The organism is Bacteroidota bacterium, from assembly GCA_023957335.1.
Lineage (GTDB): Bacteria > Bacteroidota > Bacteroidia > NS11-12g > UBA955 > JALOAG01.
Genome location: JAMLHC010000001.1, coordinates 743,256 through 768,518 on the forward strand (window position 1 = coordinate 743,256; position 25,263 = coordinate 768,518).

A 25,263-nucleotide genomic window follows, 5' to 3' on the forward strand; every position below is an offset into this window, starting at 1 on the left:
CAACCCTTTATTACTTGCTATTTTAAGTTCAATTACTTAATCAATCTAACCTTTTTGGTGGCTGTCTGATTGTCAGAAGAATAACGAATTAAATAGAGTCCATTGCTTTGATTACTCAAATCAATAGTCCAGTTAAATGTGTTCATTTCGGTTGCAGTGTAACTATATAATTTATTGCCAAGTATATCAAACACTTCAAGAAGCCCGTTAGTTGCTTTATCTGCAATTTCAACTTTAAATAATCCATTACTTGGATTAGGATAAACATTAAAAAGAGAACCATCTGCGATTTCATTTACACCTGTTCTGTCAATAATCAACTGTTGAGTAGATTCACAGAAACAACCTGCAGCACTTTCAGCTCTCATCGTAACTTTGTAAAATCCATCTTCTTTAAAACTTTGAGCACCTTTAGTTCCTTTCATGCTATTTCCTTCACCAAAATACCATGAATAAGTGATGCCAGATTCTGCACCAACATTAACTCCATCTGTAGGTTCAAAAGAAAATGCTCTCAAACCTTTACTTCCATCATAATTCATAGTAAACTCACATCTCGTAGGAGAAGGATTCACTGTAAGTGTTTTGGTAATTTCATCTGAACATCCGTCAGTAATGCTAGCTACCAACTTAACATTCATATTACCGGAAGTTGCATAAGTGTGAACAGGATGCTGTTGAATAGAAGTATTTCCATCTCCAAGCTCCCAATTAAAATTCATAGCACCATCTGACCATTTAGTTTTATTTTCCAAAACAACTTCATGATTAGAGCAAATTGTACCCTGAACAACAAAGTCCGCTTTTGGAGTTGGTTTTACTTCAACCGGCTTTGCAACTGAGTTAGTACAACCATTGGTATATGTTGTAGTCAATTTCACATTATGAATACTAATCTCACTGTATTTTTTAGTAATACTGCTTGTTCCGGTTGTTGTTTGACCATCAACAATCCAAGTATATGTGGTTCCTGAAAGAGGAGCATCTGTTGAACTCAACACAATATCTCTGTCCTGACATTCTCCGGTGATACTGAAATCCCCTGTAGGACCCGGTATAATAGTAATCGACTTAGAGATTGAGTCTTTGCAACCCAAGGCAGTTTGTACTACTAATTTAACGTTTTTGGTTCCGGCAGTTGTATATGTATATTCACCATTATGTTGAGTGGATTGTTCTCCGTTCTCACCAAAACTCCATAAGTACCCGGTTTTGCCGCTAATATTACTTGCATTGTTTGTAAATACTACATCGTGATTTGCACATTTGTCAGCACTCACAAAGAAATCAGCTGTTGGTTGTTCAAACATTGCTATCGTTTGCTCAGACTTAGATGAACAGCCATTCTTCTCAGCAGTCAATGTGATTATATATAGACCTTTTGACGAATAAGAAACAGTTGGGTTAACAGCATTGCTGGTTTGTCCGTCACCAAAATCCCATGTATAGCTTGGAGCCCCAACATTACTTGTAGTTGTATTAGTCAAAGTAACCGGTGTGCCGAAACATTTACTTGTGTAAGTAAAATCAGCAATTGGACCTTCATTAATTGTAATTGTTTTGGTTTTTGATTTTACAAAACCAAGAGGTACCGTTGTTGTTTTCAATGTAACTTGATAAGTACCGGGTGTAAGATACGTTGTTTTACCATTGGTATTAGTGCTTGTTTGTCCATTGCCAAAATCCCACTCATACGTTAAGTAACCGCTTTGAACGGTAGAAAGATTTTCAAATTCGGCAACAGTACCCATACATGATTTAGGATCTTTAAATTCAGGTTTACCAAAAGGAGCTACAAAAATCTTACGTTTTACAACAGAGTCACAATTGGTTGACAAGTTCAACAAATGTAATTCTGCAATTATAAAACTATCAACAAAAGCTTCCGGAGGATTGATAGACCATGTACCGCCTGTAACCACATTATGATTATATACCGAAGACGATAAAGGCAATTGTATTCCTGACATTGTAAATGCTTTTGCCTGAACAGAATAACCGGTTCCATATTGTGCATTTGTAAACTCAGAAGGCGCACTGATATCTAATTTGATTATATCATCAGGGATAGTAATCCAATAATCTCTTCCTTCGTCCAAGTCCGGCTCACGACCCATGCTTGATGGATTAGTGGTAACTACTCCACCATAAGCACCACGTCCAACCGAGATATTAAATGTCAACGTATCATTTGCATGATTGTCATCAATATGGGCAATAAATACTTTCAAAACACTATTCAAAGGCGCACCTGTAAAATCAATTAAGCCAAGATCAAAAGGGATTGAACCCAAAGCCGGTGCTGTACCTACAGTCGTAATAACAGCAGGTTTATTATTCAATATATAGCCAACTTTTGTGTTGGGGAAGTCAAATTTAATTAAGCTTGTCAAAGTACCTGTCATTGGTATTTGCTCTCCGCCACAAATGCTATAATCGCCTCCATTAAATGTTCCTGAGACAAGACAATCAAAGTAGGGTTCAATGGCACCTATAGATGGTTTACTAGGATTACGGGATGTACCTTCCAAATCTTTAACAATACCACTTGGGTAAGCCGCATTATTATAATCATATCCCGCTGATTTTAATGCTGAATTAGTAGGTGTGAAGTTGCTGGCGGGGTCAACAAAAACAGGGTCGCCTTTAATATTTCCTTTTGATTCCGGACCCAGTGAAGAATTCATCGTATTGGGATCACTGCCACTAACACTATTATAAGTTGAACCCACGCCATATATATAAGTACCATCATATCCCGGCACCTTGTTAACATAGAAATCATTATTTCGGAGAGAGCTTATATAATAAAGTGTTAAGTAAAAATCACCCATCGATGCTCCCTTCAAATCATAATCAAAAATATTGTTTTCTACTCTAGAGGATTCATTTAGAGGTGGGTTTGATGACATACCATACCCTCCTGTATAAATATAACTGCCGTGATAGTAATAAACATTGCTGCTCAATTTTCTATTAAAGATAAAAGAATTGTTTACCATATCACCGGTTGAATAATACTTATAGAAATCACAAGCATACAAATACCAATACATCGGTGCATTATTATACAAGGTGTTATTTGCTACAATATTGTTCACCATAAATGTTGAACTTGCAGACGTATTATAAATACCACACATATAAACCCATGAATTGTAATCATTACCTGCCACATTATTGATAATCTTATTATCTTCTACTCTAATTATATTAGAGCCATAGTTTAAATTACCGCAATACTCACAACCCTCTAAGGCTTCAATATTAATTCCGCAGAAGTTGGCTGCGCCATCATTTCGAGTAGGATCGCCAATATCATGTACATTATTGCCAATAATTTCAATATCCTTATCAGAATGGGCATACAGACTTGGCCAACGTATATCAATTCCATAAATCCAATTGTCATAATTCATTTGCTGAACCGGAGATTTAAGATTACGTGTTATGTCGTTATTGTTGTATTTGCCACCGCTACAACCAAAGGAATAAATCCCAACAGCACTAAAGTTTTTTATTGAATTACCTACAAACTCATTCTCTCCATCATCCCAAGAAGCCCCGCCTTGTTCAAAAATTCCATAGCTTGGTCCTATTAAACTTGAACCATCAGGAGGTCCAATAATTAAATTGTTTTCAAATCTGTTTCCTCTGCCATTTTGGGCATAATAATATCCGTTTGCGTTCAAATAGGCAGGATCGTCAGTAAAGGCAACCACCGCACCTGCATAATATTCATTACCATAGTAATTACTGAAATAGTCAGGGTAAGTATTATAAATCACTCCACTAAAGTTGTATTTGGGCGCGCTCAGTGTACATTTTTTGAAAATATTATAGCTTGCATAATCTGACAATCTTACTGTGTGTACATAGTTAGCATTAGTTCCTTCAATTCTTAAACTATCAAAAGTAAAGTAACTGGCGCCATACATCCACAATGTGTGTCTGGCATAAGGGTTTGTCGCATTGAATGTTAACAAAGCATTGTTTCCTTTAATAGTTACTCTGTTGCTTTGGTCCATTGCATAACTGGGGTTCACTGTAACTTGCTCGTTAAAGGTTGCATTTGCTTTAACATTTACTGTCACATTTCCTGACACATCCGGACCATTGGAAGGTCCACCATCACCTCTAAAACCATAAGCGATATCATCAAAAAATGACTGAAAATCTGCATAGTTTGACGAACTCGCGGTGGCTGTGTTGTCAATAGTATAACTACTACCTGACAATTGCGCTTGAACCGCAGATGGCAAAACAATCGCGGTTGCTCCAAACACTCCCAAGATAACTTGGCGAATGGAAATGGGTTGTAATAATTTGATCATATATTTTAAGTATTAATTTCTTGGTTGCAGCACAAACTACAACTATTCAATAGGCAAATATAATTGACTTGTCAGATATAATCCCCAAAACCAAAAATACACGTACCCAAAACGAAAAGTACGAGTTTGACAAAAAAGGGGCTGCTTTCACAGCCCCCAAAATTAGCAATTAATAGTTACACACCATCCACTCCTCTTGCAACCTGCGAGATGAGGCTTTGCAAGCCGTAACCCTACGCTCAACTCTGTGTATAGTCCAACCGTTTCGGGTAGCAAATTCCTCGATAACCTCATTAGGGTACATGGTCAGCATAAACTTACCTTTCAGCCTCTCGCACAACTCCAACAGCTCTTTTAGGTTCTGATCGTTAAACATTCCACTATAATGACCCATATTACTACCAACATAGGGCGGGTCGATGAAGTGGAACGCACCCTCCGTGTCATACCGCGCAATCACTTTCAGTGCATCGTCCATCTCTATGGTAACGCATTCCAACCGCTCTTTGAGAGACAAATTAAAAGCCTCTTTGGCGTAGAACAACTTCTTCGGATGGCGGCTTACCTTCTTGTCAAACCCAAAAGAACCGCCAAAGTGGCTCGCAAACGACATCTTACTCGTGGTGTACACAGCCCAAGCCCGCTCAACTTCGCCAAAAAACTGAGGATTGGCATACACATAGCCTGCGTGCTTATGAGCGGCTCTACTGTGCAGCAACAAGTCAATCTTCGCTTTCAACTCCTCAAACCTCGTTGTTGCCACCCTGTAAAAGTTGATTAACTCCATGTTCAGGTCATTGATTACCTCAATCTCGCTCGGCTGTTTTGCAAAAAATAACGCTGCTCCGCCCGCAAATACCTCCGTGTACAGGTTGTGCTGAGGCACAAGCGGCAAGATGTGTTTTAGCATGGTTTGCTTACCTCCGTAGTAAGTAATGGGCGTCTTACCCATTGGCTTTACTTTTTCTGTTTTTTGTTTACTCATATTTGTTTTAAAAATTACTTTTGTTCCATCTCAAATCTTAATAAAAAAAGGTGCTGACACACCGTCCAAAGGCTCTGCCTCTGGCTTTGGTGTGTCAGCACCTTAATTAACCGAGCCTGAGATACTCGGTTGAAGTCAGGGGCTTTTTTTAAAGCCCCTTTAAATCTGTTTTAAATTTACTGCAAATGCACCCTGTGGTTGAAGTGCAACATCACATCGTCACTTCCCGAATAGCTGCTGTGAGCTACCTCCACATTGCCGTTGGTCTTGAACACCACCGAAGCCCAATGATTCGGCTCCACCAAATAAGGGTCGCCACCCGGTCCCGCCAAAGGCGACACCTCGCTTAACGGAACGAGTACTACCTGCTCCTTCGCAGGCATCAGACGGGGGAAAGGCACAGCCGCAGACAGGTTCGGAAAGGTTATTATTAAGTTGTTGCTGTCAAAGCTCTCCTTGCGGCAACTTCCTGACAACTCCATATACTGCCCCCATTTCCGCACCCGCAGATTGCCATATCCCATGCCCGCTAGGTCGCTGCCAATCTTGCGCCAGCCACCTGAGACATCGTACTCGATGTCAAGAGCACTAATTACAATCAGTTCACTTGGGTTATACACCGTGTACCACTCAAATCCATAGTCAGCGAGTTCTTTGATGCGGTACTTCGTAGGCTGACTCGCGGATTGCTCCACCCGTGCCCACCTGCGAAAATGAACATTCTTGCTACTCCCGTCTGCACTCACTCGTGGTGATGGTAGTTGCACCTCTTCATACGGCACGAGCACAGGGTCTGTAACCACAGTCATATCCCAACTCTGCTCAGCCACCCAATATACCTCACCTTTCATCGCAATATACCCTTGTGTAATGCCAATCATTGGGTTAGACATCAGCAAATTGGCGCGACAGCCTGTCAAAATGCAGCTTTCCTTGTACGCAAGTCCTTCAATTCCGGATTTTAAGTAATCGTAAATCAGGTTTAAGTCCTGCGCTTTCAGTTTATACCCACCGCTTGGGCTCGGTATGTTAAATTTATTCATATTCTACAACAAAAATTTTATCTGCTAAATTATAGCGTGCCACCCACGCCCTTATCCTATCTTCCTCTCCGCTCAACGCAGCAGGCACAACCACCCTGTAATCAGGAAACCCGTCAGTCTCGCTATCGTGGTATAAGATAGGAGAGTTATAATCCTCGTTCTCGCCATCGTGGTAAAGTACCTGTGGCAAGGGATCAACCTCTCCATCGTGATAAATCACCACTTCGGGAGCGAGGTCTGCTATTGTTTGCACCTTAATTCGTTTCTCCACAGGGTCAAAAAGCCTGTTTAAAAGGCTTGCCAAAACTCCCTGCTGTGAGCTGTACTTAATCCTAAAATCCCAATCCGCAGACCTGTTAGCCAAATCATCAGCCAACTGCTGCTGGGGAGCGAGAAACACATAATGCAGCGCAACAACGTCTTCCCTGCGCCTCCTTGAAGGCAGGTATCGCCATAGCCAGTTCTTCAAGTTCCATGCGTAACTCCTTATCATTGCGGGATATACGTCAGGTTAAAGTTTTCTATTTCAAAATAACCGCTTGCAGGGTCGTACTCCCGCAACACAGTAACATAGCTTCCGCCATCAGGCTTCGCCTGCAATACTTTCAGGTCAAAGTCTATACAGCCGCTCACAGCTTCGCCAGCATCGCGCAGGCGGTTAATGTTCAACACGCCATTGAAAAATATCTCCTTCAAATGATTTGAAAGTGCCGCCTCAAACTCGTCCTTAAACTCACTCTCAAGCAGCTTGCCGTCAAAAAATACATCACCCGTAATCGCCACCTTATCACATGCCACAGACACCGTCAAATGCTGCGTACCTGCAAATTTCTTCTGCCTAATATAACTGTCGAGCATGGTACGCTCCTCCGGGCTTAAAGGATCAAGCCCTCCGCTTCCGTCATCTTTGGCAACTTTTATCCAAAGCAACCTGCCCGACACACTCACAGCAACCTTACTCACAAGCCTTTTCTCCAGGTCTTCCACCAGATACACCAACCTGCCGTCCACCTCCGTCAGCGTGTCGCCACTCTGCCACTTCAACACCTCGCTTGCGTACCACTTTGGCGTACCTGCCACAGCCGCATCAGCCGCATCGTCAAGCTCCCTTTTTTTCTGCTCCCAAAGCTGCTCCAGCAACACCTGAGCAGACGCAAACACACGCTTTAAGCTCGCCCACACACTTACCCTGCTCGTAGTGGTAATTTCCGCAAGCGTGGCCTCGCTTGCCTTAGCTTCCTCTATAACCGCCTCTATCTGCTCTCTTGTTCTTGCCATTATTTAAAACTATTAAACTGCGCACCAACCACCTGCGCGGCAGCCTGTGATACCGCTTCTGCGGTCAATATTGCCTCCCCGACCGTGCCATTGTCAAAGACTACATCCTTTGAAACAACTTCTTTTGCAGGCATTTTAGAAGTGCCGGTGAGACCTCCGTTATTATACACAACACCAAGCCTCACATCTTGTGGCAGCGCTTGGTCTGCCGTTGTCGGGTCTGTGAGTGGCAACGGATTACCACTCGTGTCCTCGCCTATGTAGGAGCCGCCTGTCATGAAGGCAAATCTTCCTGAAATATGTGAGCCAGCCTTTGTGTAGTCATGCTGTAAGGATAGTACTTCAACGGGGATTGATGGGTTTAAATTGTTTATTGCCGGGGCGTTAATAGTACTGGAATTTATTACAGTTCCGAAAATCCGAACCTTAATACTTTGCAATGCCAGCAGATTCATCGAAGTTCCGACAGGAGAAATCGTACCATATATGTTAATTTGTGCCGAGCCTGAGCAGTAATATAATACACCGTTAATAGGGTAATCGCCATAGAAGTTTATGATGCCATGTAGAGGTCTTATGCCAAACAAATAATTACCTGTACCAATAGCAGCCCCACCAATGAGATTAAGTGTTTGACCAGGCGTTGTGTCAATTCTCAACATTTCATACAAGCCAGGCACCAGCAGAGCTTCAATAGTACGCTCTGCGCCAGCAAAACCAAACATATAGCCTCCCGCTGCTATACTTAGAGCAGGGAACGAAGAGTTGGTAATGCTCGTAACTTTAATGTCTATGTCGGGAGTAATATTCTTGCCGTTTATATACACTTCATCCCCGACAGTAGGCACAGTTCCTACTCTCAAAGGGTCATCGCTGTTCCAGTTAGCTGCATTAGACCAGTTACCGTTACTTATTGGAAACATTATAGCCATTTCTCTAATCTTTTGTTTTGCTCAGAAAGTGCTTCTTGAATGTTATTTGCCACAAATGTTGTTGATGAAAAGACTATCTCGCCCTCCTCTTTCTCTTCCCACACCCTTAGTGTTAGTACATACTTATCGCCCATCGGAGCTATGCTTGTGCTGTATTTTATTATTTTACTCATAATCCAAAATATATCTGTCTGTCCATTTTCCATTTGCAACTCCTGTTTCAACCTCGCCCTCAGCCTTAACCTCAATCCTCGTAATCTTCCACCCTGTGCTGCTTTCTTCTGTTCCGTCATTCGCTACACCGCAATAGCTGTACGGCTCTTGCCAGTCGTGCCTGTAAACCTTACCTGCTTTACGTGGCGGCACTTTCTTTCCAACGCTTATTCCCCTGTCGCCTTTGAAGCCAACGGAAAACCTGTTATCTCTCCTGAAACTGATACTAACCGACATTCTCTCTCCTTACATTAAACAGTTCAACCACTTCAATCTTGGTGGCTGAGGCACTCGAAGCCCCAATCTCCACGCTCACGGTAGCGGTTAATTTTCCACTCTGCCAAACAGCCGTAGCCTCATCTTCCACCACCAAAAGCACTTCCCCTTCTTCTTCGCCCGGTTCAAGTTCCTCTGTACTTTTCCTTAGTACCGCCACAGGCTTCCTGTTTATGCTTAAAACAACAGTAAGTTCATCCAGCTCCTCCCACGCAATCGGCTCACCGCCTGCATCGGCAAGCGTAAGCACAAGTGCCAAAGTTTCGCCCGCTATAAAAGTCTCAAGTCTCATCTTATACGTCAGCAATAATTCCCGCACTTCGCAGTGCGTCCACAATAGCCTTCACGTGTGCTGCCAACTCTGGCAAAGTCACCGAACTCACATCATAGCCACTCTTTGAACTTGTTCCTATGATTGCGCCCCAGCCACCATCAGGCGTAATAGCATTCTGTTTCTCGTCAAGTGCACTTTGCAACCCAGTAACAGTTGTTATTGCTTGTTCGCCTGTATGATTAGCCCTATTTTTCAGATTAATGTCTGTGTCATTAGCCGTAGCTCCTGATGCAATTCCGTCCAATTTTGACTTGTCCGCACTTGACATCAAGCCGTCATCGTCCGTAGTAGCCACATCGTTGCTTGCCTTGTCGTCAAGTGCGGCTACAAGACCTATAACATCGCTCATCGCTATTGCCAGCAGAGCCTTAACCTCTGCGGCTGTCAGAGCCTTTACCTCGCCACTTCCAAGTCTGCCTACCAGCCTGCTCACAGGTATAGCAATGTGCGTCAGTTCTCCCGCACTGTCCCGCAAGATCATTGCGCTGTTTTCGCTCAATACATTCTTTTCCAGCTTCCTGTCGTCAAGGTGTGCGAAGTTGCCGTCTATCTCCGCATTGGTTAGCGGCTCGCCTTTCTCACTTCTATATACTATTGCCATAATTTCAAATCTTCAAATCAATTAATCAACATAATCTTCTCCAAAATAATCCTCTCCTGCATAGTGGGTATCAGGTATTTGACCTACTATGCCACTCACGGGGCTTACCCCCTCACGCTCTATCGCCATCAACATCACACGGTTGTTACCTGTCAGTTCGGGAACTTCCTCCCTCACTTTCAGCTTTTGACCCGGATAGAGCAAGTCGTCCATTGACAGTCGGTTGTCCGCCAATAGTGTTATCACGCCCTCCTCACAGCCGTACTCCTGTATGGCTATGTCTTCCAACTGCTGTCCGTTTCCTGTTGTTACCTCTTTCATTTTCTCCTTTTTCGTACCCCGACCCCTCGGTCATTGAGCTTGTCGAAATGCCGAAGGGTCATTCTGTGCGCTCTGCTGCTATTAATATTTCTCCCTGCTCTGTCCTCACATTTTGGTTCACCCAGCCGTCTGCTCGCAACTGCCTGTTTATCTCGCTTAGGTTGTTAATACTTGCCCCACGCTTCTTGTTTAGCTTTATCAAATCCATGCCCAGTAATGGGTCATATTTCAACCCGCCTTTATTCAACAGGGTCAGGTCTTGCAGGTTCTGCACATCGCTGTCGCCTATGCACAGGTCGCCATTTTCAATTCTCAATTCTCCACTTTCAACTATGAGTATATCCTTAGCCATGTTTTACCTTTTCATTTTTAAAATCCGTAAGAACCTGCGACTGCTTCGCTGCCATTGCGGTATCAAACGCCACCGAAGTACCCACAGCACCAAGACCGTCAAGCACAACAGCCAACGCCCTTGTAGCCTGTTGCAGCAGGTTTATGTTGCTGTTCAGCTTCTTCATCTCCCGCTCCGCCTCATCTCCTCGTACCATGCTCCACTCTCCGCCTCGCAGCCACACTTCTTCGGGGTCTATGGTAGCTATCACACACAGCTTATCCGACTGCTCCAACCTGCCAACCACCACATAGCTCCCAACGGCTGCCCACAGCACAAATTTTCCCGCTCCCTCCGTTGCTTGATAGCTGATGGTTATCTCGCCAAACCACGGGCTACTTATCCGCATTGTGCCATTCGCTTTATTCACACTTAACACCTCCGCTATATACAGCGCAGGCGGAGCGTTCTTTGCCAGCTTCTGTATTGCCTCTCTTATCGTGTATCTGCTCTTTAATGTCATTGCGCTAATAGTGTTAATTGGTTGCTGCTGTCCCGCAATTGCGGACCCAATGTTATCTGCCTGCGATACCCGCCCATACCAAAGCTTACTTTCACCTCATCCACATAGTTGGTGGTTTGTTTTAGTTCATAATTGTCCGTTTCCACATGCGCCAGCATACCCGGATAGATAGCCGGCAGCCCAAATGTCGTCATGCTTCCTTCAAAGCTGTCCACTTTGTTTTCTGCATACAACCTCTTGGCGATGGCTTCGATTTGCGCTTGTGTTAGCCCCGGTATCATCAACTCTTTTGTATCGCCCTCCTCATCTCCTTTGAACTGCGAGGTAATCACCTTGCCGTCTGCCTGTCTGCTGCTCACTTTCACTTTAATCTGCTTGTCCTCGGCACGGGTAAACGACAGGTCATTGCTTATCACGTTTTGGTTCAGCTTATATTTTACAGGAACACTATTTCCTGACGCTTGATATTGATTTCCAACTACAAGTGTAAATTTTGGTTTATTATTCCCATTCCCATTCCCATGATAATATGGTGGTTCTACACCATATTCGGAGGTTAGAATTGTGCTTTTGAGACCATACACTTCTTCTATTTTCGCTAATACTTTTCCTGCTGTCGGTTCGTCTTTTGTGATGTAAAACACGCCCCCAAGTGCTGTATCCACAACCTCATACTCCAAAGGCATACCTTCTGTTATATACCGAATAACCTGCATCAAGTTTCCTCCGCTAAAAGACTTGGGAGAAACCTCTTTACGTTTCATCTTGTACATATAGTCTTCGCATTCTATCTCAAGGGGGACAGTTGGATTTACATTTCTCACAAATCCCGCAAACTCAAGCCTGTTTTCTGTTTTTCCCCCGCCTTCCTGCGCATACTTCATCCATACGCGCACAGCATCTCCCCCTTTCACGACCTCGCCAAGAGGCTTGCGAAAACTAACATCCCTGTTTCCCACCATTATATTTTTTGGCAAGCGTATAGTGCAAGTCCCTGTCATCTCTTTCAGCGACTTGTTTATTTCCACCTCATGCACATAGTCTATGTACAGAAATGCTCCATCTTGCAGGTTTATCATTATGGCGATTTCCGGATTAAGCATTTTGCATTAAGAGTTGAATTTCTACAGGGTTATCACTCACCGCCATTATCTCAAATGGCTGTACATTTTCAAAACCGTCCATTGCAGGCAGCTTCACATCGTCTACCACCAGAAAATCAAGCCCTTCTCCGCCAGTATTATTTTCCCACCCCTCAAACCACCTCCTGACAGTTTCGCTCGAAAATATAAGGTGGGTGTTTTTAGTAAATACCTTCAACAGTTGGGCGGTTTGCTCATAAGGAAGCTCGTCTGCTTCCTCGTTTATCAGGAAGCCTTTAAAATGAAGCTGCCAGTCACCCATGCTGATGAACTCTTTCACCGTGCCGTTTCTTCCCTGAAGGGGTGTTTTCACTATATTTTTCGCACAGGTTATTTCCAAAATCGTGTACGGGCTCAAATTGTACCAATAGCCCGAGCCTTCACTTGGGAGTTTTTGAACTCCAAATGCAAACCTGTCGATTAAAACAGAGCCGCCCATACCTTGCTCAAGCCTAAGCCCATCGCCTTTCTCAAGCTGTGCTGCATCAGGAAAATCACCCCCACCGGAAGCCACTCCGCTACCCGAACCCGCTAACGGAAAGAGAGGTACTCGGCTATACACGCCAAACACCTCTCGAAACGCATTGTTTATATCAAATTTTATTTCTGCCATCACATTGCTACATTTCCTGATTCTCCGCTAAACCGCCTCGCTTCAAACCCAAGTACCCATTTCAATTGCTGCCACTTTTCACTATACTCCTCATCGTTTAATTTTTCAGGGTAAGGTATATGAAAGTGGTAGCTGAGCAGTCCGTTTATTTTTCGCAAAATATCTTCCCCCGCAATACTGCTCACTGCCGGAGCGAGGTCTAAGACTTTTTTAAGCGACCACCTAAAAAGGCTACCTCTTGGTTGATTAGCACTGCTGCAGACAGGCTGATTTCCGGGTGTTCTTTTTGCCTTTTGTCGCCCGCAAGCCAGCAGTTGGCAATGAGCATATCGCCTGTTTCCACAACTTTTTTGTCAATAAACAAACTCATCGCCTTAGCCTTTACCTCGCGCACAGGCTCTTTGTAGTAGGCGATAGAGATTTCACTCTCGTTCACGTCCACCTCTATCTCCGTGATCTTGCCCCACTCTTTCTCAAGTGCTTCTTTCTCTTTGGCTGTGATTTTACCCACATACATCGGCTCGTTGCTCTTAACCTCAGTCTCAGTCTTATTATTTTTTGTTGTCATAAATAAATATATTATCCTTTAAATGGTTTGATTTCGCTGGCAAAAAAAGGCAATGTCGCACGCAGTCCCTCTGCGTTTCCGCCCGAAACCTGCTTATCGTTTTCCTTGAAAACAACGTTGGAGATTGCCTCTTTCACAAAAATGCCGTCTTTGAAAAGCCCTACGGTTATGGTAAAGGGTTTCAGGTCAAGTACAGAGCCTTTACCACTCACTTGCAATCCCAGCACCTCCTCCATCAGGAGCGTAATGCTCCCCTCCACGTTGTAATTGCCTCTCACATGACCAACAGACTTTCTGTTACCCACAACTCGCACAGGGTTCACGTCCTGCGATTCCTTGTACGACAGTTCTACAACGCCCGGACATACCCTGCCCAAAAACGCCACCTGCACATCTGCTGCGCTGTATCGTACTCCGTTTATTACTACATCTCTCATCTTCTTTCAACTTAATTATTATTACCAAAAGGATTGTTAAACCCAACGTTTACTTTTATCTCACGCCCAATGGCTACAGGCACAGCTGTAATCTCAATCACGATGGGGTCGCCACCCAGCAGGTTGGTTGGAGGTATATAAGCATCTACCCCACCAGACAAGTCCCCGTCTGTTACCATCACGGAAATTGCACCTACTGCCGTATCTTCAAGGTTTGCCTTAGCCGTTTCATCCAGTTCGCCCGTTTCCTCATCTACAAGGAAGCGCGATTTTACTCTCGGCAGCAGGGCAACCCTTGCCAGTCGCTTCATCTTGTCAATGGTTCGATTTGCCTCTATGCTAAAATAGTCATTTTCAATAGCCACACAGGTATGTGTATCGCTGAAAAACACGCCCGCAAAAGAGGCGGGTGTTTCCGCAAAAATAAAGCCCTTTGTATCAAGCGTATCAAGCGTGCCATCCGTTTGAGTGGTAAGCAACCCTCCGTTGCTCAACCCGGGATTGATGAACCAGCCGCGAGCCACATTTTGCAGATTAAAAGCTTCTGTCAGTTCTCCGCAGTTTTGGCTCACAGCCGCCTTGCTCAACATACCCAAAAAGTCGCCCACAGCAGCGTAGGTTTCGTACTCGGCCTCCGCTTCTGATACGTCATTGTCTGCGGCTATAACCACGCTCACGTTGGGTGCGTTTTTGGTGCGCAGGTCGTCTGCTGCGCCTGCCGTGCCGTTGTACTCTCGTCCTTCCAGCACAAAGGAAATTTCCCTGCCCCTGAGAGCTTCTTCAGTTGCCAACTCTTGCGCCTTAGCAATAGCCGCAATCACGTCTGCATCTAAACCACCACTCAAAGCAGGTGTGTATTCGTCCGTTGGGTTCAGAATTGCGCCTATTAGTTTCACTCTGCCGTTGCTGTCTTTACTTATTTTGGCGGCATAGTCATTAGCCTTATCGCACATTTGCGCCATTGTAACTGTCCTTGCCACCAACATCAGATGTATCTCTGCCTGCGAGTTGCGTCCGTATAAGCGTTCAATATGATGATATACAAGTGTTTTATTAGTGCTGTCATAAGCAGCTGTTACCAACAGAGCTTCAAGGTCTGCCAACGAGTGCAGCACATTGACCTCTCCCAGTTGAACACCGCCTGATACAGCCACACCGCCCATAACCAATCCAATTACACCATCAGTATTGGCGGCTCGTCTTCCGAGCCTTCCTTGCATTCGTGTTACTGTTACCTTACTTCTTGTCATTATTTTCTAAATATTTTTATAATTACTAAATTAAACAGCAGTCCAATATTGACTGCCACAATCAACCACGCCCACCACGCCATGACCCGCTCTGTCTTAACCTTAACCTCACTTTTTACTTCAAACCTCTCTATGGTTTTCAACAATAAGTCTATCTGTTTGTCTTTTGCCTCGCATTCGGTTATGAGTTGTCCAAATTGGTCTTTGTAATATTTAAGCGCGGTTTCGCCTGTGCGCGAAACTATCCGGACAGTGTCTTTTAAATTGCTTTTAAATCTGTTTTCAAGCTGCTTTAAAAAGTCAGCAGATAGAGGTTGTGTTACCACCTCTCCGGGCAGGTATATAGTTGTATCCTTAAATGTTTCCTTGTAATGAGTCTCACGCTCTATAATTGCTTTTTGAGGCTTGCATCCTGAAAAGAAAAATACAATTAACACCAGTACGATCAGAAACAGAACAAACTGCAACACATTAGTGCTGTGCGTTATGCCGTTTTTTTTCTTCAAAGGAGGCATATTGTTTTTTATGTCCATTAGTCCAGCCATCTGCTTATTTTGTATATCTGTCTTTTTAATCGTCTTTTTTTGTAAACTCCGTCTCCCTCTCTGCTTCCTGCCTCATTTGTGTTGCCCTCTACTGTCGTTACATAATCCTTATTCGTCCAGTCGTGGACAAACCCCACATGGGCAATCCTCTTCTTGCTGCTGAAGTATATCCCGAAGACATCCCCAGCCGCAGGAATAATATTTGTTTGGTTTTGCTTGGTGCTGTTCGACCATATCACTCTGTCTTCTGGGAACCAAGCAGGACACCACCCGCTCCGCACTCTGGCTGCACCGCACTGCTCCAAGACCCAGTGTACAAAAGCAGCGCACCACGCATAGCCTTTGCCTAAACCTATTGAGCGAAGATATTTTTCTACGTCCTCCCCATCGTTCTTGCCTGTTGCTTCCCTTACGCCTATCTCTGCTGTGTATGCTTCTGTTACGCATTTTTGACATTCTTGGTTAATTAGAAGAGCATCGCCAAACAGACCATAAGTAAACAATAGACAACAAGCGAGAGCCAGTTTTCCTGCCATTTCAATCCGAGTTTAAAATTGTGTGTGAAAGCATATTTTAAATATCTATCCAAATCGCACCAAAATAGGCGCATAAAAATTTTAGTAAAAGCATGAAACATAAATAGAGCTACAAATGCAAAGGAAATGCGTTGTAACAGTCCTGCATCATCGACACCTGCTGTTGGGTCAATAGCCCGTGTCAGCAATGGTGTGAACCACCACATTATAACAGCAATCACAATGCTTGCTATGTCTTTCAACCAACTCATTTGGCAGGGGTGAGGGATTCGAACCCTCATTTTGTGAATCATTGTTCGTTCACCGTTTTACCAATTAAAATAACCCCCGCTTGCCTGTGCACTTAAAACAAATCCGGACACAGGACTTTATCTAACACCCTCTTGGTTTTTCTTAATCAAGCTGCACTAATGCTATCTGCACAAAGTTAGTACCATCATAAATGAACGTACCGGTCTTTGTTTTGCTGATAGTACCTGCCACGCCCCCCACAATGCCTGTGCCTGCGGTAATGTTGCGTGCTGTGCTATCACTCTTAGCTTTGAGCACAAGAATAGCACCTGTTTTTGTTTCAGCATGTGCATCCACACTCAGTGCCATGTCTGCTGCCAGCTCTCCAAAATCAACAATTGTTACGTTGTCGTACACCTCAACCGTCTTGGTTGCTCCGGCAGTTTCTGTCTTCACATTCGCATTTCCAAATGGAAACAATGTTTTATAGTTCGGCTCGCTCATTTTTTATCCTCCTTGTCTTTTTTGTTTATTTCCTCAATTTTAGCTTCTCCTGCAGCTATCACAGTTTTGGCTTTCTCACCGTTGAGCAGAATGTCAACCTCCTCTACGGTGGTGGCTGCGTTAATGTCTGCAATGCGCGCCTCTGCAGTTTTCTTTACTTCGGAGGTAGCCTCAACAGACTCAGCCAACGAAGTAGCCTCAACCTTATGCACCACTTCCACTCTGCCTTCGGGGTGCGTGCTGCGCTGATGCAGCTTTGCTCTGTGTCCGTCCAAGAACGGCACTCCGTCTGTGGTTACGTAAATCTGGTTTACGTTCGGATTGGCTTCAAAAACTTCTTTATGCTTGCTCATAGTCTTTTATCCTGCTGTTTGAACCAAAGCGATTACCCCTTTTTTATCCTTTCGAATCTTGCCACCTGCCCACGCCTCAATGGAGAGGATAGAGCCGTCATAGGCGGGCTTGTTTTCCTCAATCATAACATTTGGCGAGCCTGTTGCTCTGTTTACCCAACCCTCGTACCAGAACAGACCTGCAAGGTTGTCAGAAGTAGCAGAAGCCGAGCCGAATGGCTTGTAAACAGGTGTGCCGTCATTGGTGTATCTTGCCACCGAGCTACGCATATAGATGTCAAAACCAAGCAAGCGACCGATAGTACCTTCAATCAAGTTTGCCTTGCCGATTTTGTCAGCTTCCACAAAGCCGTCTATTTTGAGCAAATCGCTCAAAAATTCAGCCGGCAATACACAACGTCTGCCACTTTGCGGCACGTCCATTCTGTTGAACTTCTCTGCAATGGTTATGAAGTCGTCCTTGCTGAACAGCTTCCTGTCGCCTGACTGCCCTGTTGAGGGTCCGCGTTTGGAGGTGCTGGTTGTTCTCACAATATTGTCCGCCCCGTTGGGAAACCATACGTCCATCAGTATCTCTGCTGTTTCCTTATTGATTTTCTCAATGTGGTTGCGGAGCAGGGATTGCCGCTTATTATATGAGTGAATAAATTCCTCGAAATTACCAATGCGGTTAGCATCGTTACTGATGTGTGTTAATGTGTACTGGTGGCTGTCATCATCTCTCTGCACAACAGGTTTGGGATAGACCTCCCTGTCTCTCACCGTGTTAGGTGCTGCACCCGCAATGCCTGTTTTAACATATCTCGCCCCTGTCATAGAGTGGACTTCTACCAGTGGGCTATCGTCCACAGAACTATGGTAAAACTCATTATTGGGATAGATATTTTCTTCGATATCGCGTTTAAATATTGTTACAATAGATGCCTCCAATAAACTATTTTGAGGTAAGTTAATGAGCAGCCTTTGTGGATAGAACTGTACCGCCACTTTGATCATAGGCGCAACCCACCAGTACTGCATCACAGGCACGTCAAATGTTTGTTCAACCGCACCCAACATCAAGCCTGACATAAGCATTACGCCCATCAGACTGAGTAAAAATTTAAAAATTCCTTTCTTTTTCATTGCTTTATTTTTCTTCTTCGTAAAATTCGTTGAACAACTTGTTGTAGGCTTCCTCATTGTTAGCCTTCATCGCTTTTAATCCCTCCGGATCTTTCTTTTCCCAGTCGCGAATAGTCCAGCTTGCGCGGGGCTGCTTGGCATTGGGTTCTTTTTCTCCGTTTGCAGGAGTTTTTTCAAGCGCGTTGTTGATGTCAATGCGCTTAGGTAGCGATTTAAGAGCCGTTACACCGCTCTCAAAGTCCGCGTTCAGGATTTTTTCCCATGCCGGTCTTTGTTCAGCAGTTATGCTTCCTGTGCTTACTGCATTTTCCAGTTCGCCTTTAATGACAGCCTCTGTGTTGGCTTTCAGTTTGTTTTGCAGCTCTGCAATCTGCTTGTCGCGCTCTGAGAGAGCCGCCTCTACCTGTGAGGCAAAAGCCTGTTCGGGGCTGTCCTCGTTCAGGTTGTGTGCCACCTTCATGCGGTTGAACACGTCCAAAATTGGTTTTTTCATTTTAATATTTTCGCTATCTTTATTTTCGTTGTCATTTTTGGGCAAAAAGTTGTTGTAATAATTAATTACATCCTTAACCTCCTTACCTTTGAGTGTGGCTGCGGGTGCAGCTTTCTCTCCCTGCAACACCTCGTCTATCAGACCTGCTTTTAATGCGGCTTTTGCATCAAACCATTTGTTGGTGCCGCGAATAAGCCAAGTACTTACAACATCTTCCGGTTGTTTGGTACGTTCCAGCAAGAGGGCTTTTATTTTATCCTCCTCTTGCTTCATCAGTGTCACATAACTTTCCATGTCTTCGGCTTCTCCTTCTGACACTCCGCTTGGTCTGTGTATCATCAAGCGAGCATTTGGCTGCATCACTCTCTTGTCGCAAGCCTGTAAAATAACGGCTGCTGCGCTCGCAGCCACACCGTCCACAATGCCTGTTACCTGTACTGATGAATTGCGTATCTTGTCGATGATTGACATTGCCTCAAAGAGGCTGCCTCCATTAGAGTTGAGGCGAATGGTAACATCTCCTTTGGTTGCCAACTTTTCAAAATCTGCCACAAATCCCTCAAAAGAGGTCTCTCCGTCAGCATTTCCGATATAACCGTATATGGTTATTTCGTTGGTTTTGTTGTTAATGCTATAAAAAGCCTTTCTGCTCATTAAATCAGCCACAAAATTGAAGTCATTTTTGCGGTTAAGAAAATTAGCAGTTATATTCCAAGTTTATTACATATATAATATAAAGATTATACATAAGAATATAATCTGCAACACCGATAAAAACATATATCAGTCGCAACTTTGTAGCTGAAAATATGGCATTAAGCAGAGCAGATAAAGAAGCGTTGGCTCTGGACTTGTTTCTAAATACTGACAAGCCACAACGTGAGATATGTGAGATAGTGGGCTGGACTGAAAAAACGTTCACAGAAAAAAAGAAAAAAAACAGATGGGACGAGCTAAAGTCCGCTCACACACTCACTGCTAATAAAATAATTAGTAATATCTATAAAAAACTGTCTGAAGAAACAGAAAAAGACAGACTCGATGCTGACAAAATCATAAAGCTGGCAAACAGTATTGAGAAATTGAGCGACAGGCAAGCTACCATAAGCCAAATCATTAACGTGTTCAAAGAATTTACCACCTTCACAATGGAGCTAAACCCTGAACTGGCTAAAAAAATTAATGAGTTTCAAAAGAAGTTTATAGACCACAAAATAAATGGCTGACATAAAAAGACGCGACATACAGGAGTGGCTGCGGTTTTGCGAACAAGTGCAGAACACCACCAACATTCCTTTCAGGGAGAGCGACAAAGTGCAACAAGCCCGCAAGTCCCGTGCACTAAAAGACTATAACTATTTTGTAAAGACTTATTTTCCGCTTTACGCAGACAGCGACTGCGGATACTTCCACATAGAGGCAGCCAACCGCATAGCCCGCGACAAGAACTGCTTTGCCATATTGGAATGGGCAAGAGAACACGCCAAATCTGTACACGCCAATATCATTATTCCCATGTGGCTGCTTGCAAAAGGCGAGCTTACAGGCATGATACTCATGGGTAAGAACGAAGACGATGCGGCTAACCTGCTATCTGATGTGCAGGCGCAGCTTCAATACAACCAACTGTTTGCCTACGACTGGGGCGACAGTTACAATCTTGGCTCATGGGAAGAGGGAGATTTTACCACCAAAGGAGGCGTGAGGTTCTTAGCCATCGGTCGCGATCAGTCGCCTCGTGGTGCGCGAAAAAATGAAAAACGCCCTAATTATGCCGTGATTGATGACATTGACGATGACATCATCGTCAACAACCAAAGGCGGGTAGCTGAAATCGTGGACAGAATTTTGGGAGCGTTGTATTTTGCTCTTTCAATCAAAGGAGCCAGGGTTGTTGTGGCAGGCAACAGAATACACCCACAGTCTGTACTGGCTCATTTGGTGGGCGACATCAAGCCCGGACACCCCAAGCGTGAGGGTATATACCATTCTAAGGTTTATGCTACGGAATCCGCCAAAGGCGTGAAGGCTTACATAGGAGAAGCAGGAGCGCAGCCCGCATGGAAAGAACGCTACTCTCTGGACGAGCTGAAAGAGAAAATGCGTAAGGCGGGGCTGCTCATGAGCCGCAGGGAATTCTACCACGAGTTTCATGTGGAGGGGAAAATATTTAAGGACAAGATGTTTAAGTGGAAACCTACGCCACGAGCTACTTGGCGAAAGTATGCCATAGTAGTAGGCTACTTAGACCCATCCTTTGAAAATAAGCCGACCTCTGATTTCAAAGCTGTCAGCGTGTGGGCGTTGTTGCACAAAGACCCGCCAACGTACGAGAAGCATTGCCTTCAACGATTCAACCAGCGCACCGAACTGGAAGAGTGCTTCCGCTTTATGAGCAGCTTTGAAGATACATGCCCAAGCGGTGTGGGGGTGCTGTGGTATATGGAGGAGCAGTTTTTCAACAGACCTCTGAAGCAGGCGCTGGAAAGACACAACCAAAGGCGCAGGGCTGTGGGCAAACGCCCACTGTATGTATCAGTAGATACACGAAAAAAAGAAAACAAATACGTCCGAATAGTGAAGATGGAGCCTGAGTACTCAGATGGAAATGTTTGGTACAACCAGGATGAGTTCCACAATACGGATATGATAGAGGGCAACAACCAAGTGAAAGGGATAGAACCCGGTTACAAGTCGCCTGACGATGCACCTGATGCAGATGAGGGAGCGTGGTACTTCCTTGACCAGCACCTGCCAACCGTGCGGTTTGCGCCCACTATCGGGAAACCGGTTAAGCGTTTGGTTTATTAACAATTAACAATGAGCAATTAACAAACAGATGAGAGATAATATAGATATATTAAAAGCATGGGCAGGAGCGAGCGTTACGCTGATGATACAACAGCTTGGATGGTTGCAGGACAGTTTGAGTCTCGCCCTGATAGCCGTAACCTGTTTGTACACCGGTTTTAAGGCTTACAACGAGTGGATTAGAATCCAAGAGAAAAAAAGGGGAGGTAAGCCATGAGGTTTCTTTTGCCAAGAGATTACAACGCACAGCTTCGCCACAGTGTGAAACAAGCTATTAGCCGCAGCAACGACTACACCATAGAAGACGCGGAAGATGCTGCCATAGAACAGGCAAGCGGCTACCTGCGCAGCCGTTACGATGTAAGCAAGGTTTTTGCTCCAATACCTGCGCATGATAGCGACACGCAGTATAATGAGGGAGAATATGTCTATGACATTATTGATGCCCGCAATACAATATACATGGCATTGGTTGACAACCCCAGTGCAGACCTGAAAAACACCAACGACTGGAAGCCCAAAGACCCCCGCAACAGGCATCTGATAACGATAATCATAGACCTGTCTGCTTATCTGTTGTTCACTGCAACAGGGTTGCCCATGAGCCAACTGCGGGAGAAACGGTATGACGATGCCATACAATGGCTCGTTAATGTGCAGAAAGAACTGGTAAGCCCCGACCTGCCTTTAATGGACGAGGACAAGCCAAGCGGTGCGTACATAATGGGAGCAAACAGGAAGCTGAGGGATAAGTGGTAAGGTAGTTATGAATTATGAGTTATGAATTATGAGTTTCAACAGTAAAATAGGACAGAAGTATTTTTACCCAAACGGCAGTCCGTTCAATGCGGCTAAGGACAACGTACAATATGCCAAAGTAAAGCGCGACCCCATACAGGTAATCGCCAAGCTGATACGCAATCAGCACAGCCTTTTCAACAAAGAAATAATGCACTGGAAGTCTGCACGATTAGAAGCAGAAGACGTGTATTACCCACGCAGGGTGATGCTAATGGACTTGTATAAGGAGATTGCGCTCGACCCTTTTATTCAGGGTGTAATAAAAAATAAACGGGTGTTGAAAATAAGCAACAAGCCTTTTAAACTAAATAACAAAGACGGTAGCGAAAACAAAGACCTTGCCTTGCTGTTGCAAAAAGGGTGGTTTAACAAGTTCGTAAAATTGGCAATGGAGAGCAGATTTTATGGTTATTCCCTTGTATATTTCTGGGAGATGAAGGTCCGGGAGTTTACCGATGTGAAATTGGTGGACAGGCGACACGTAATGCCTCAGTACAGTCGTTGGGTGAAGCGCGACTATGATATGCCCTCTGCGGGTTTTGATTATTTGGAAAGACCGTTTAGCGACTACATGATCGGCTGTGGAGACCCTGACGACTTGGGACTGCTGAACCCTGCTGCACCGCTTTATGTGCTGAAAAAGCACTCCTGGGCTAACTGGGACGAGTTTGAGGAAATCTTTGGAATACCTATGCGGATTGCCAAGATAGCCAGTCAAGACCCTGTCGTGAGACGAGAGGTGGAAAAGTGGCTTGAAAGCATGGGTACAGCCGCATACGGCATATTCCCGCAAGACACCGAACTTGAAATCAAAGAGAATAATCGCACAGATGCATTTGAAGTTTTTGACAGAAAGCGTAAAGCTTGCAACGAGGAACTTGAAATCCTGCTGCTGGGCAACAGATCGCTAACGCAAGACAACGGCAATTACGGCAAAGAGAAAGTAACACAAGAGGAGCAGGACGAAATAGTGGAAGATGACAAAGTTTTTGTTGCTAACCTTGTAAACGAGCAACTGATACCCCTGCTGCGGATTAACGGCTACCCTCTGCCCGAAGGTGTGCAGTTCGTGTGGGACGAGAGCGAGTGGCTGAACACAAGTGAGCGATTGGCTGTTTTTGAGGGAGTACACAGGCTTGGCTATAAGCTGAACCAAGAACAGGTGCAGAAAGACTTGGGTGTGGAGATTACGGGAGAGCAGGAGCGACCTGCAAGCCCATTTGACTTTGGCGGATTTGGCGGAGCCATGGAGGGAAAGAGAGAGGGGGAGAAAGAGGGCAAGGGGGCGGAGCAGCCCAAGAATGACTACAGGAGCTTTCACCGCGATTTGATGAACGAATATTTTCCGAAAACAGATGTGCGTTGATTGCGGACATATCGCTGCTGTTCACGCACCTGAGAATAGACTGAACACGCTGGAATTCCTGAACGAATATCTGCACAAGACAGGAGCGACTCCCGAACAGTTGAGTGAAGGGATAGTGCTGGCGCAAACCCGCGACATAATGGAAGCGATAGTGCGCGATGCAGGCGGGCGGATAGACCCCCGAAAACTGGCAGGCTACGAGCTAAATGTGTTTGCACACAGCAGTTTCAAAACCTACCGAATGTTGCAAGAAGCAGAGATACTTCGCAAAACTGCAACTGGTGCGGAATTAGAAACATCAATCTCCGAGCTAAACAAGATATATACAGACTACTATCATGCTGCTGAAAAGCAGCTTGCGAGGCAAGTGGCGAGGGAGATAGAGCATTGGGAGGAGATAGACGAAATGAAAGACCTGTTGCCGTATCTAACCTTTCACGCCATCATAGACGAGCGCACCCGCGACAGCCATGCGGCTTTGGACGGGTTTACATTTAGGGTGGACGACCCCAACAGGAAGAAATACACGCCACCCCTTGACTACAACTGCCGTTGTTTTCTGACACAGGAATTTGAGCCGCCTGAAGGCAGCACCATTGTTGCCCCCAAAGACTTCAAGCCCAAGCCTACCTTTGAGCGGGATTACCGCAAAAATAAGCGAATTTTTACGGACAAAATGCCCTTTATGAACCAAGCGAGAAGTGAGGAAATGGGGCTGACACCTGTGAGGTTTGAAAACAGGCAGTTGTTTAAGCCCATGAACCAAGTCATGAGCAAAATGCTGCCGAAGTTGCAGCATGGGTGGGAAGAGGAGATTACCGAGAATGGGGGCAAGATTATGACACACCTATATGCCAAGCCTTTAGCGAAAGAGATAGAGCAGATTAGAAGTATTTTGAAAAAAGGCGATACAATACACCTGCTGCCAAAGCTGGAGCAGAATGTAAGTCAGAATTTTAAGAACTTCAAGAACACGGACGCTTTTTTAAACGGAAAACTTTTGGAGATGAAGAAGCAGAGCGGAAGCAACCTCGCCTCTTTTATTCAAAACGCTTTCCGCGATGCGAAAAAACAGAACACAAAAATACTGGTTCTCTCTCCAAAATCTTTTGACAAAAATACATTCTCAGGAAGGCTTAGTGAAGGATGGAAAAATAGTGGTATTGAGGAGATGGTATTGATTCTTGACCACACATACACGATGACCGCAAAGAATTTTGAACAAGTCCTTGAGTCTATTAAGCCAAAATAGCCCTTGCGGGCTACTTTAGTGTGGTGCGACCCTGATTGCGCAGGATTCGCTCCGATAGGCCACAA

32 protein-coding genes and 1 pseudogene are annotated in these 25,263 nt (G+C 44.6%); 6 read left to right on the forward strand and 27 right to left on the reverse strand.

The features are described from left to right. Window positions 1-32: 32 nt before the first annotated feature. The 27 genes and pseudogenes from M9892_03145 to M9892_03275 form a co-directional block, all read right to left on the reverse strand. Window positions 33-4,334, reverse strand: coding sequence for a PKD domain-containing protein (locus tag M9892_03145; GenBank protein ID MCO5253344.1), 4,302 nt, complete (start codon window positions 4,332-4,334; stop codon window positions 33-35). A gap of 169 nt (window positions 4,335-4,503) precedes the next feature. Then, a complete protein-coding gene (locus M9892_03150; GenBank protein ID MCO5253345.1) occupies window positions 4,504-5,319 on the reverse strand; it encodes a DNA adenine methylase in 816 nt (271 codons plus the stop codon). Between the two features lie 176 nt (window positions 5,320-5,495). Beyond that, window positions 5,496-6,362 (reverse strand): hypothetical protein, encoded by an 867-nt coding sequence (locus tag M9892_03155; GenBank protein ID MCO5253346.1) that lies wholly within the window; start codon window positions 6,360-6,362, stop codon window positions 5,496-5,498. Beyond that, window positions 6,355-6,855, reverse strand: a complete 501-nt coding sequence (locus tag M9892_03160) for a hypothetical protein (GenBank protein MCO5253347.1) — start codon at window positions 6,853-6,855, stop codon at window positions 6,355-6,357. The genes M9892_03155 and M9892_03160 overlap by 8 nt, the downstream gene beginning before the upstream one ends. Then, entirely contained in the window at window positions 6,852-7,442 is a 591-nt protein-coding gene (locus M9892_03165; GenBank protein MCO5253348.1) for a hypothetical protein, read from the reverse strand. Before M9892_03165 ends, M9892_03160 begins: the two co-directional genes overlap by 4 nt. Before the next feature lie 197 nt (window positions 7,443-7,639). Beyond that, complete coding sequence (locus tag M9892_03170; GenBank protein ID MCO5253349.1) at window positions 7,640-8,572, reverse strand: hypothetical protein; 933 nt, start codon at window positions 8,570-8,572, stop codon at window positions 7,640-7,642. Beyond that, a complete protein-coding gene (locus tag M9892_03175) occupies window positions 8,563-8,745 on the reverse strand; it encodes a hypothetical protein (protein ID MCO5253350.1) in 183 nt (60 codons plus the stop codon). Before M9892_03175 ends, M9892_03170 begins: the two co-directional genes overlap by 10 nt. Then, the gene (locus M9892_03180; GenBank protein ID MCO5253351.1) at window positions 8,738-9,022 is read right to left on the reverse strand and encodes a hypothetical protein; all 285 of its coding nucleotides are present in this window, start codon (window positions 9,020-9,022) and stop codon (window positions 8,738-8,740) included. The genes M9892_03175 and M9892_03180 overlap by 8 nt, the downstream gene beginning before the upstream one ends. Then, window positions 9,012-9,353 carry a hypothetical protein gene (locus tag M9892_03185; GenBank protein ID MCO5253352.1) on the reverse strand — a complete coding sequence of 114 codons (342 nt, stop codon included), beginning with the start codon at window positions 9,351-9,353 and terminating at the stop codon, window positions 9,012-9,014. The genes M9892_03180 and M9892_03185 overlap by 11 nt, the downstream gene beginning before the upstream one ends. A gap of 1 nt (window position 9,354) precedes the next feature. Then, window positions 9,355-9,996 (reverse strand): hypothetical protein, encoded by a 642-nt coding sequence (locus M9892_03190; GenBank protein ID MCO5253353.1) that lies wholly within the window; start codon window positions 9,994-9,996, stop codon window positions 9,355-9,357. Window positions 9,997-10,017: 21 nt separating this feature from the next. Beyond that, window positions 10,018-10,317, reverse strand: a complete 300-nt coding sequence (locus M9892_03195) for a LysM peptidoglycan-binding domain-containing protein (GenBank protein MCO5253354.1) — start codon at window positions 10,315-10,317, stop codon at window positions 10,018-10,020. A gap of 58 nt (window positions 10,318-10,375) precedes the next feature. Continuing rightward, entirely contained in the window at window positions 10,376-10,669 is a 294-nt protein-coding gene (locus M9892_03200) for a hypothetical protein (protein MCO5253355.1), read from the reverse strand. Continuing rightward, a complete protein-coding gene (locus tag M9892_03205) occupies window positions 10,662-11,057 on the reverse strand; it encodes a hypothetical protein (protein ID MCO5253356.1) in 396 nt (131 codons plus the stop codon). Before M9892_03205 ends, M9892_03200 begins: the two co-directional genes overlap by 8 nt. Window positions 11,058-11,167: 110 nt before the next feature. Beyond that, window positions 11,168-12,274 carry a hypothetical protein gene (locus tag M9892_03210; protein MCO5253357.1) on the reverse strand — a complete coding sequence of 369 codons (1,107 nt, stop codon included), beginning with the start codon at window positions 12,272-12,274 and terminating at the stop codon, window positions 11,168-11,170. Then, window positions 12,267-12,926: a DUF6046 domain-containing protein gene (locus M9892_03215; GenBank protein MCO5253358.1), complete on the reverse strand. Its 660-nt coding sequence runs from the start codon at window positions 12,924-12,926 to the stop codon at window positions 12,267-12,269. Before M9892_03215 ends, M9892_03210 begins: the two co-directional genes overlap by 8 nt. Continuing rightward, the gene (locus M9892_03220) at window positions 12,926-13,111 is read right to left on the reverse strand and encodes a hypothetical protein (protein MCO5253359.1); all 186 of its coding nucleotides are present in this window, start codon (window positions 13,109-13,111) and stop codon (window positions 12,926-12,928) included. Before M9892_03220 ends, M9892_03215 begins: the two co-directional genes overlap by 1 nt. A 14-nt stretch (window positions 13,112-13,125) precedes the next feature. Continuing rightward, window positions 13,126-13,494 (reverse strand): hypothetical protein, encoded by a 369-nt coding sequence (locus tag M9892_03225; protein ID MCO5253360.1) that lies wholly within the window; start codon window positions 13,492-13,494, stop codon window positions 13,126-13,128. An 11-nt stretch (window positions 13,495-13,505) separates the two neighbouring features. Further along, complete coding sequence (locus M9892_03230; protein MCO5253361.1) at window positions 13,506-13,931, reverse strand: hypothetical protein; 426 nt, start codon at window positions 13,929-13,931, stop codon at window positions 13,506-13,508. Window positions 13,932-13,942: 11 nt separating this feature from the next. Next, window positions 13,943-15,181, reverse strand: a complete 1,239-nt coding sequence (locus M9892_03235) for a DUF2586 family protein (protein ID MCO5253362.1) — start codon at window positions 15,179-15,181, stop codon at window positions 13,943-13,945. Beyond that, window positions 15,181-15,726, reverse strand: coding sequence for a hypothetical protein (locus M9892_03240; protein MCO5253363.1), 546 nt, complete (start codon window positions 15,724-15,726; stop codon window positions 15,181-15,183). The genes M9892_03235 and M9892_03240 overlap by 1 nt, the downstream gene beginning before the upstream one ends. Further along, entirely contained in the window at window positions 15,714-16,262 is a 549-nt protein-coding gene (locus tag M9892_03245) for a CHAP domain-containing protein (GenBank protein ID MCO5253364.1), read from the reverse strand. The genes M9892_03240 and M9892_03245 overlap by 13 nt, the downstream gene beginning before the upstream one ends. Then, the gene (locus M9892_03250) at window positions 16,193-16,513 is read right to left on the reverse strand and encodes a hypothetical protein (GenBank protein MCO5253365.1); all 321 of its coding nucleotides are present in this window, start codon (window positions 16,511-16,513) and stop codon (window positions 16,193-16,195) included. Before M9892_03250 ends, M9892_03245 begins: the two co-directional genes overlap by 70 nt. 3 nt (window positions 16,514-16,516) lie before the next feature. Next, a pseudogene (locus M9892_03255) lies at window positions 16,517-16,592 on the reverse strand. Between the two features lie 63 nt (window positions 16,593-16,655). Continuing rightward, window positions 16,656-16,997 carry a hypothetical protein gene (locus M9892_03260; GenBank protein MCO5253366.1) on the reverse strand — a complete coding sequence of 114 codons (342 nt, stop codon included), beginning with the start codon at window positions 16,995-16,997 and terminating at the stop codon, window positions 16,656-16,658. Continuing rightward, window positions 16,994-17,350 carry a hypothetical protein gene (locus M9892_03265; protein MCO5253367.1) on the reverse strand — a complete coding sequence of 119 codons (357 nt, stop codon included), beginning with the start codon at window positions 17,348-17,350 and terminating at the stop codon, window positions 16,994-16,996. Before M9892_03265 ends, M9892_03260 begins: the two co-directional genes overlap by 4 nt. A 6-nt stretch (window positions 17,351-17,356) precedes the next feature. Further along, window positions 17,357-18,475: a hypothetical protein gene (locus tag M9892_03270; protein ID MCO5253368.1), complete on the reverse strand. Its 1,119-nt coding sequence runs from the start codon at window positions 18,473-18,475 to the stop codon at window positions 17,357-17,359. Window positions 18,476-18,479: 4 nt separating this feature from the next. Further along, window positions 18,480-19,622 carry a Clp protease ClpP gene (locus M9892_03275; GenBank protein ID MCO5253369.1) on the reverse strand — a complete coding sequence of 381 codons (1,143 nt, stop codon included), beginning with the start codon at window positions 19,620-19,622 and terminating at the stop codon, window positions 18,480-18,482. A gap of 155 nt (window positions 19,623-19,777) precedes the next feature. Between M9892_03275 and M9892_03280 the strand changes: the two genes are divergently transcribed. From M9892_03280 to M9892_03305, 6 genes are read left to right on the forward strand one after another with little or no spacing between them, the layout of a single operon-like run. Further along, window positions 19,778-20,194: a hypothetical protein gene (locus M9892_03280; protein MCO5253370.1), complete on the forward strand. Its 417-nt coding sequence runs from the start codon at window positions 19,778-19,780 to the stop codon at window positions 20,192-20,194. After that, window positions 20,187-21,779 carry a hypothetical protein gene (locus tag M9892_03285; protein ID MCO5253371.1) on the forward strand — a complete coding sequence of 531 codons (1,593 nt, stop codon included), beginning with the start codon at window positions 20,187-20,189 and terminating at the stop codon, window positions 21,777-21,779. The genes M9892_03280 and M9892_03285 overlap by 8 nt, the downstream gene beginning before the upstream one ends. Window positions 21,780-21,807: 28 nt before the next feature. Continuing rightward, window positions 21,808-21,996: a hypothetical protein gene (locus tag M9892_03290; GenBank protein ID MCO5253372.1), complete on the forward strand. Its 189-nt coding sequence runs from the start codon at window positions 21,808-21,810 to the stop codon at window positions 21,994-21,996. Continuing rightward, window positions 21,993-22,538: a hypothetical protein gene (locus M9892_03295; GenBank protein MCO5253373.1), complete on the forward strand. Its 546-nt coding sequence runs from the start codon at window positions 21,993-21,995 to the stop codon at window positions 22,536-22,538. The genes M9892_03290 and M9892_03295 overlap by 4 nt, the downstream gene beginning before the upstream one ends. Window positions 22,539-22,566: 28 nt before the next feature. Continuing rightward, window positions 22,567-23,946: a DUF935 domain-containing protein gene (locus M9892_03300; protein MCO5253374.1), complete on the forward strand. Its 1,380-nt coding sequence runs from the start codon at window positions 22,567-22,569 to the stop codon at window positions 23,944-23,946. Further along, window positions 23,936-25,198 carry a minor capsid protein gene (locus tag M9892_03305; protein MCO5253375.1) on the forward strand — a complete coding sequence of 421 codons (1,263 nt, stop codon included), beginning with the start codon at window positions 23,936-23,938 and terminating at the stop codon, window positions 25,196-25,198. Before M9892_03300 ends, M9892_03305 begins: the two co-directional genes overlap by 11 nt. Window positions 25,199-25,263 lie beyond the last annotated feature (65 nt).

Excerpts from the sequence above, each read along its gene's own strand:
- M9892_03160 (MCO5253347.1), bottom strand. The coding sequence starts at position 6,855 with ATGATAAGGAGTTACGCATGGAACTTGAAGAACTGGCTATGGCGATAC.
- M9892_03270 (MCO5253368.1), bottom strand. The coding sequence starts at position 18,475 with ATGAAAAAGAAAGGAATTTTTAAATTTTTACTCAGTCTGATGGGCGTA.
- M9892_03190 (MCO5253353.1), bottom strand. The coding sequence starts at position 9,996 with ATGGCAATAGTATATAGAAGTGAGAAAGGCGAGCCGCTAACCAATGCG.
- M9892_03170 (MCO5253349.1), bottom strand. The coding sequence starts at position 8,572 with ATGGCTATAATGTTTCCAATAAGTAACGGTAACTGGTCTAATGCAGCT.
- M9892_03175 (MCO5253350.1), bottom strand. The coding sequence starts at position 8,745 with ATGAGTAAAATAATAAAATACAGCACAAGCATAGCTCCGATGGGCGAT.
- M9892_03180 (MCO5253351.1), bottom strand. The coding sequence starts at position 9,022 with ATGTCGGTTAGTATCAGTTTCAGGAGAGATAACAGGTTTTCCGTTGGC.
- M9892_03285 (MCO5253371.1), top strand. The coding sequence starts at position 20,187 with ATGGCTGACATAAAAAGACGCGACATACAGGAGTGGCTGCGGTTTTGC.
- M9892_03210 (MCO5253357.1), bottom strand. The coding sequence starts at position 12,274 with ATGCTTAATCCGGAAATCGCCATAATGATAAACCTGCAAGATGGAGCA.
- M9892_03280 (MCO5253370.1), top strand. The coding sequence starts at position 19,778 with ATGGCATTAAGCAGAGCAGATAAAGAAGCGTTGGCTCTGGACTTGTTT.
- M9892_03230 (MCO5253361.1), bottom strand. The coding sequence starts at position 13,931 with ATGAGAGATGTAGTAATAAACGGAGTACGATACAGCGCAGCAGATGTG.
- M9892_03300 (MCO5253374.1), top strand. The coding sequence starts at position 22,567 with ATGAGTTTCAACAGTAAAATAGGACAGAAGTATTTTTACCCAAACGGC.
- M9892_03250 (MCO5253365.1), bottom strand. The coding sequence starts at position 16,513 with ATGAGTTGGTTGAAAGACATAGCAAGCATTGTGATTGCTGTTATAATG.
- M9892_03245 (MCO5253364.1), bottom strand. The coding sequence starts at position 16,262 with ATGGCAGGAAAACTGGCTCTCGCTTGTTGTCTATTGTTTACTTATGGT.
- M9892_03305 (MCO5253375.1), top strand. The coding sequence starts at position 23,936 with ATGTGCGTTGATTGCGGACATATCGCTGCTGTTCACGCACCTGAGAAT.
- M9892_03145 (MCO5253344.1), bottom strand. The coding sequence starts at position 4,334 with ATGATCAAATTATTACAACCCATTTCCATTCGCCAAGTTATCTTGGGA.
- M9892_03235 (MCO5253362.1), bottom strand. The coding sequence starts at position 15,181 with ATGACAAGAAGTAAGGTAACAGTAACACGAATGCAAGGAAGGCTCGGA.
- M9892_03200 (MCO5253355.1), bottom strand. The coding sequence starts at position 10,669 with ATGGCTAAGGATATACTCATAGTTGAAAGTGGAGAATTGAGAATTGAA.
- M9892_03275 (MCO5253369.1), bottom strand. The coding sequence starts at position 19,622 with ATGAGCAGAAAGGCTTTTTATAGCATTAACAACAAAACCAACGAAATA.
- M9892_03240 (MCO5253363.1), bottom strand. The coding sequence starts at position 15,726 with ATGGCTGGACTAATGGACATAAAAAACAATATGCCTCCTTTGAAGAAA.
- M9892_03185 (MCO5253352.1), bottom strand. The coding sequence starts at position 9,353 with ATGAGACTTGAGACTTTTATAGCGGGCGAAACTTTGGCACTTGTGCTT.
- M9892_03295 (MCO5253373.1), top strand. The coding sequence starts at position 21,993 with ATGAGGTTTCTTTTGCCAAGAGATTACAACGCACAGCTTCGCCACAGT.
- M9892_03290 (MCO5253372.1), top strand. The coding sequence starts at position 21,808 with ATGAGAGATAATATAGATATATTAAAAGCATGGGCAGGAGCGAGCGTT.
- M9892_03195 (MCO5253354.1), bottom strand. The coding sequence starts at position 10,317 with ATGAAAGAGGTAACAACAGGAAACGGACAGCAGTTGGAAGACATAGCC.
- M9892_03260 (MCO5253366.1), bottom strand. The coding sequence starts at position 16,997 with ATGAGCGAGCCGAACTATAAAACATTGTTTCCATTTGGAAATGCGAAT.
- M9892_03215 (MCO5253358.1), bottom strand. The coding sequence starts at position 12,926 with ATGGCAGAAATAAAATTTGATATAAACAATGCGTTTCGAGAGGTGTTT.
- M9892_03205 (MCO5253356.1), bottom strand. The coding sequence starts at position 11,057 with ATGCGGATAAGTAGCCCGTGGTTTGGCGAGATAACCATCAGCTATCAA.
- M9892_03265 (MCO5253367.1), bottom strand. The coding sequence starts at position 17,350 with ATGAGCAAGCATAAAGAAGTTTTTGAAGCCAATCCGAACGTAAACCAG.
- M9892_03225 (MCO5253360.1), bottom strand. The coding sequence starts at position 13,494 with ATGACAACAAAAAATAATAAGACTGAGACTGAGGTTAAGAGCAACGAG.
- M9892_03155 (MCO5253346.1), bottom strand. The coding sequence starts at position 6,362 with ATGAATAAATTTAACATACCGAGCCCAAGCGGTGGGTATAAACTGAAA.
- M9892_03150 (MCO5253345.1), bottom strand. The coding sequence starts at position 5,319 with ATGAGTAAACAAAAAACAGAAAAAGTAAAGCCAATGGGTAAGACGCCC.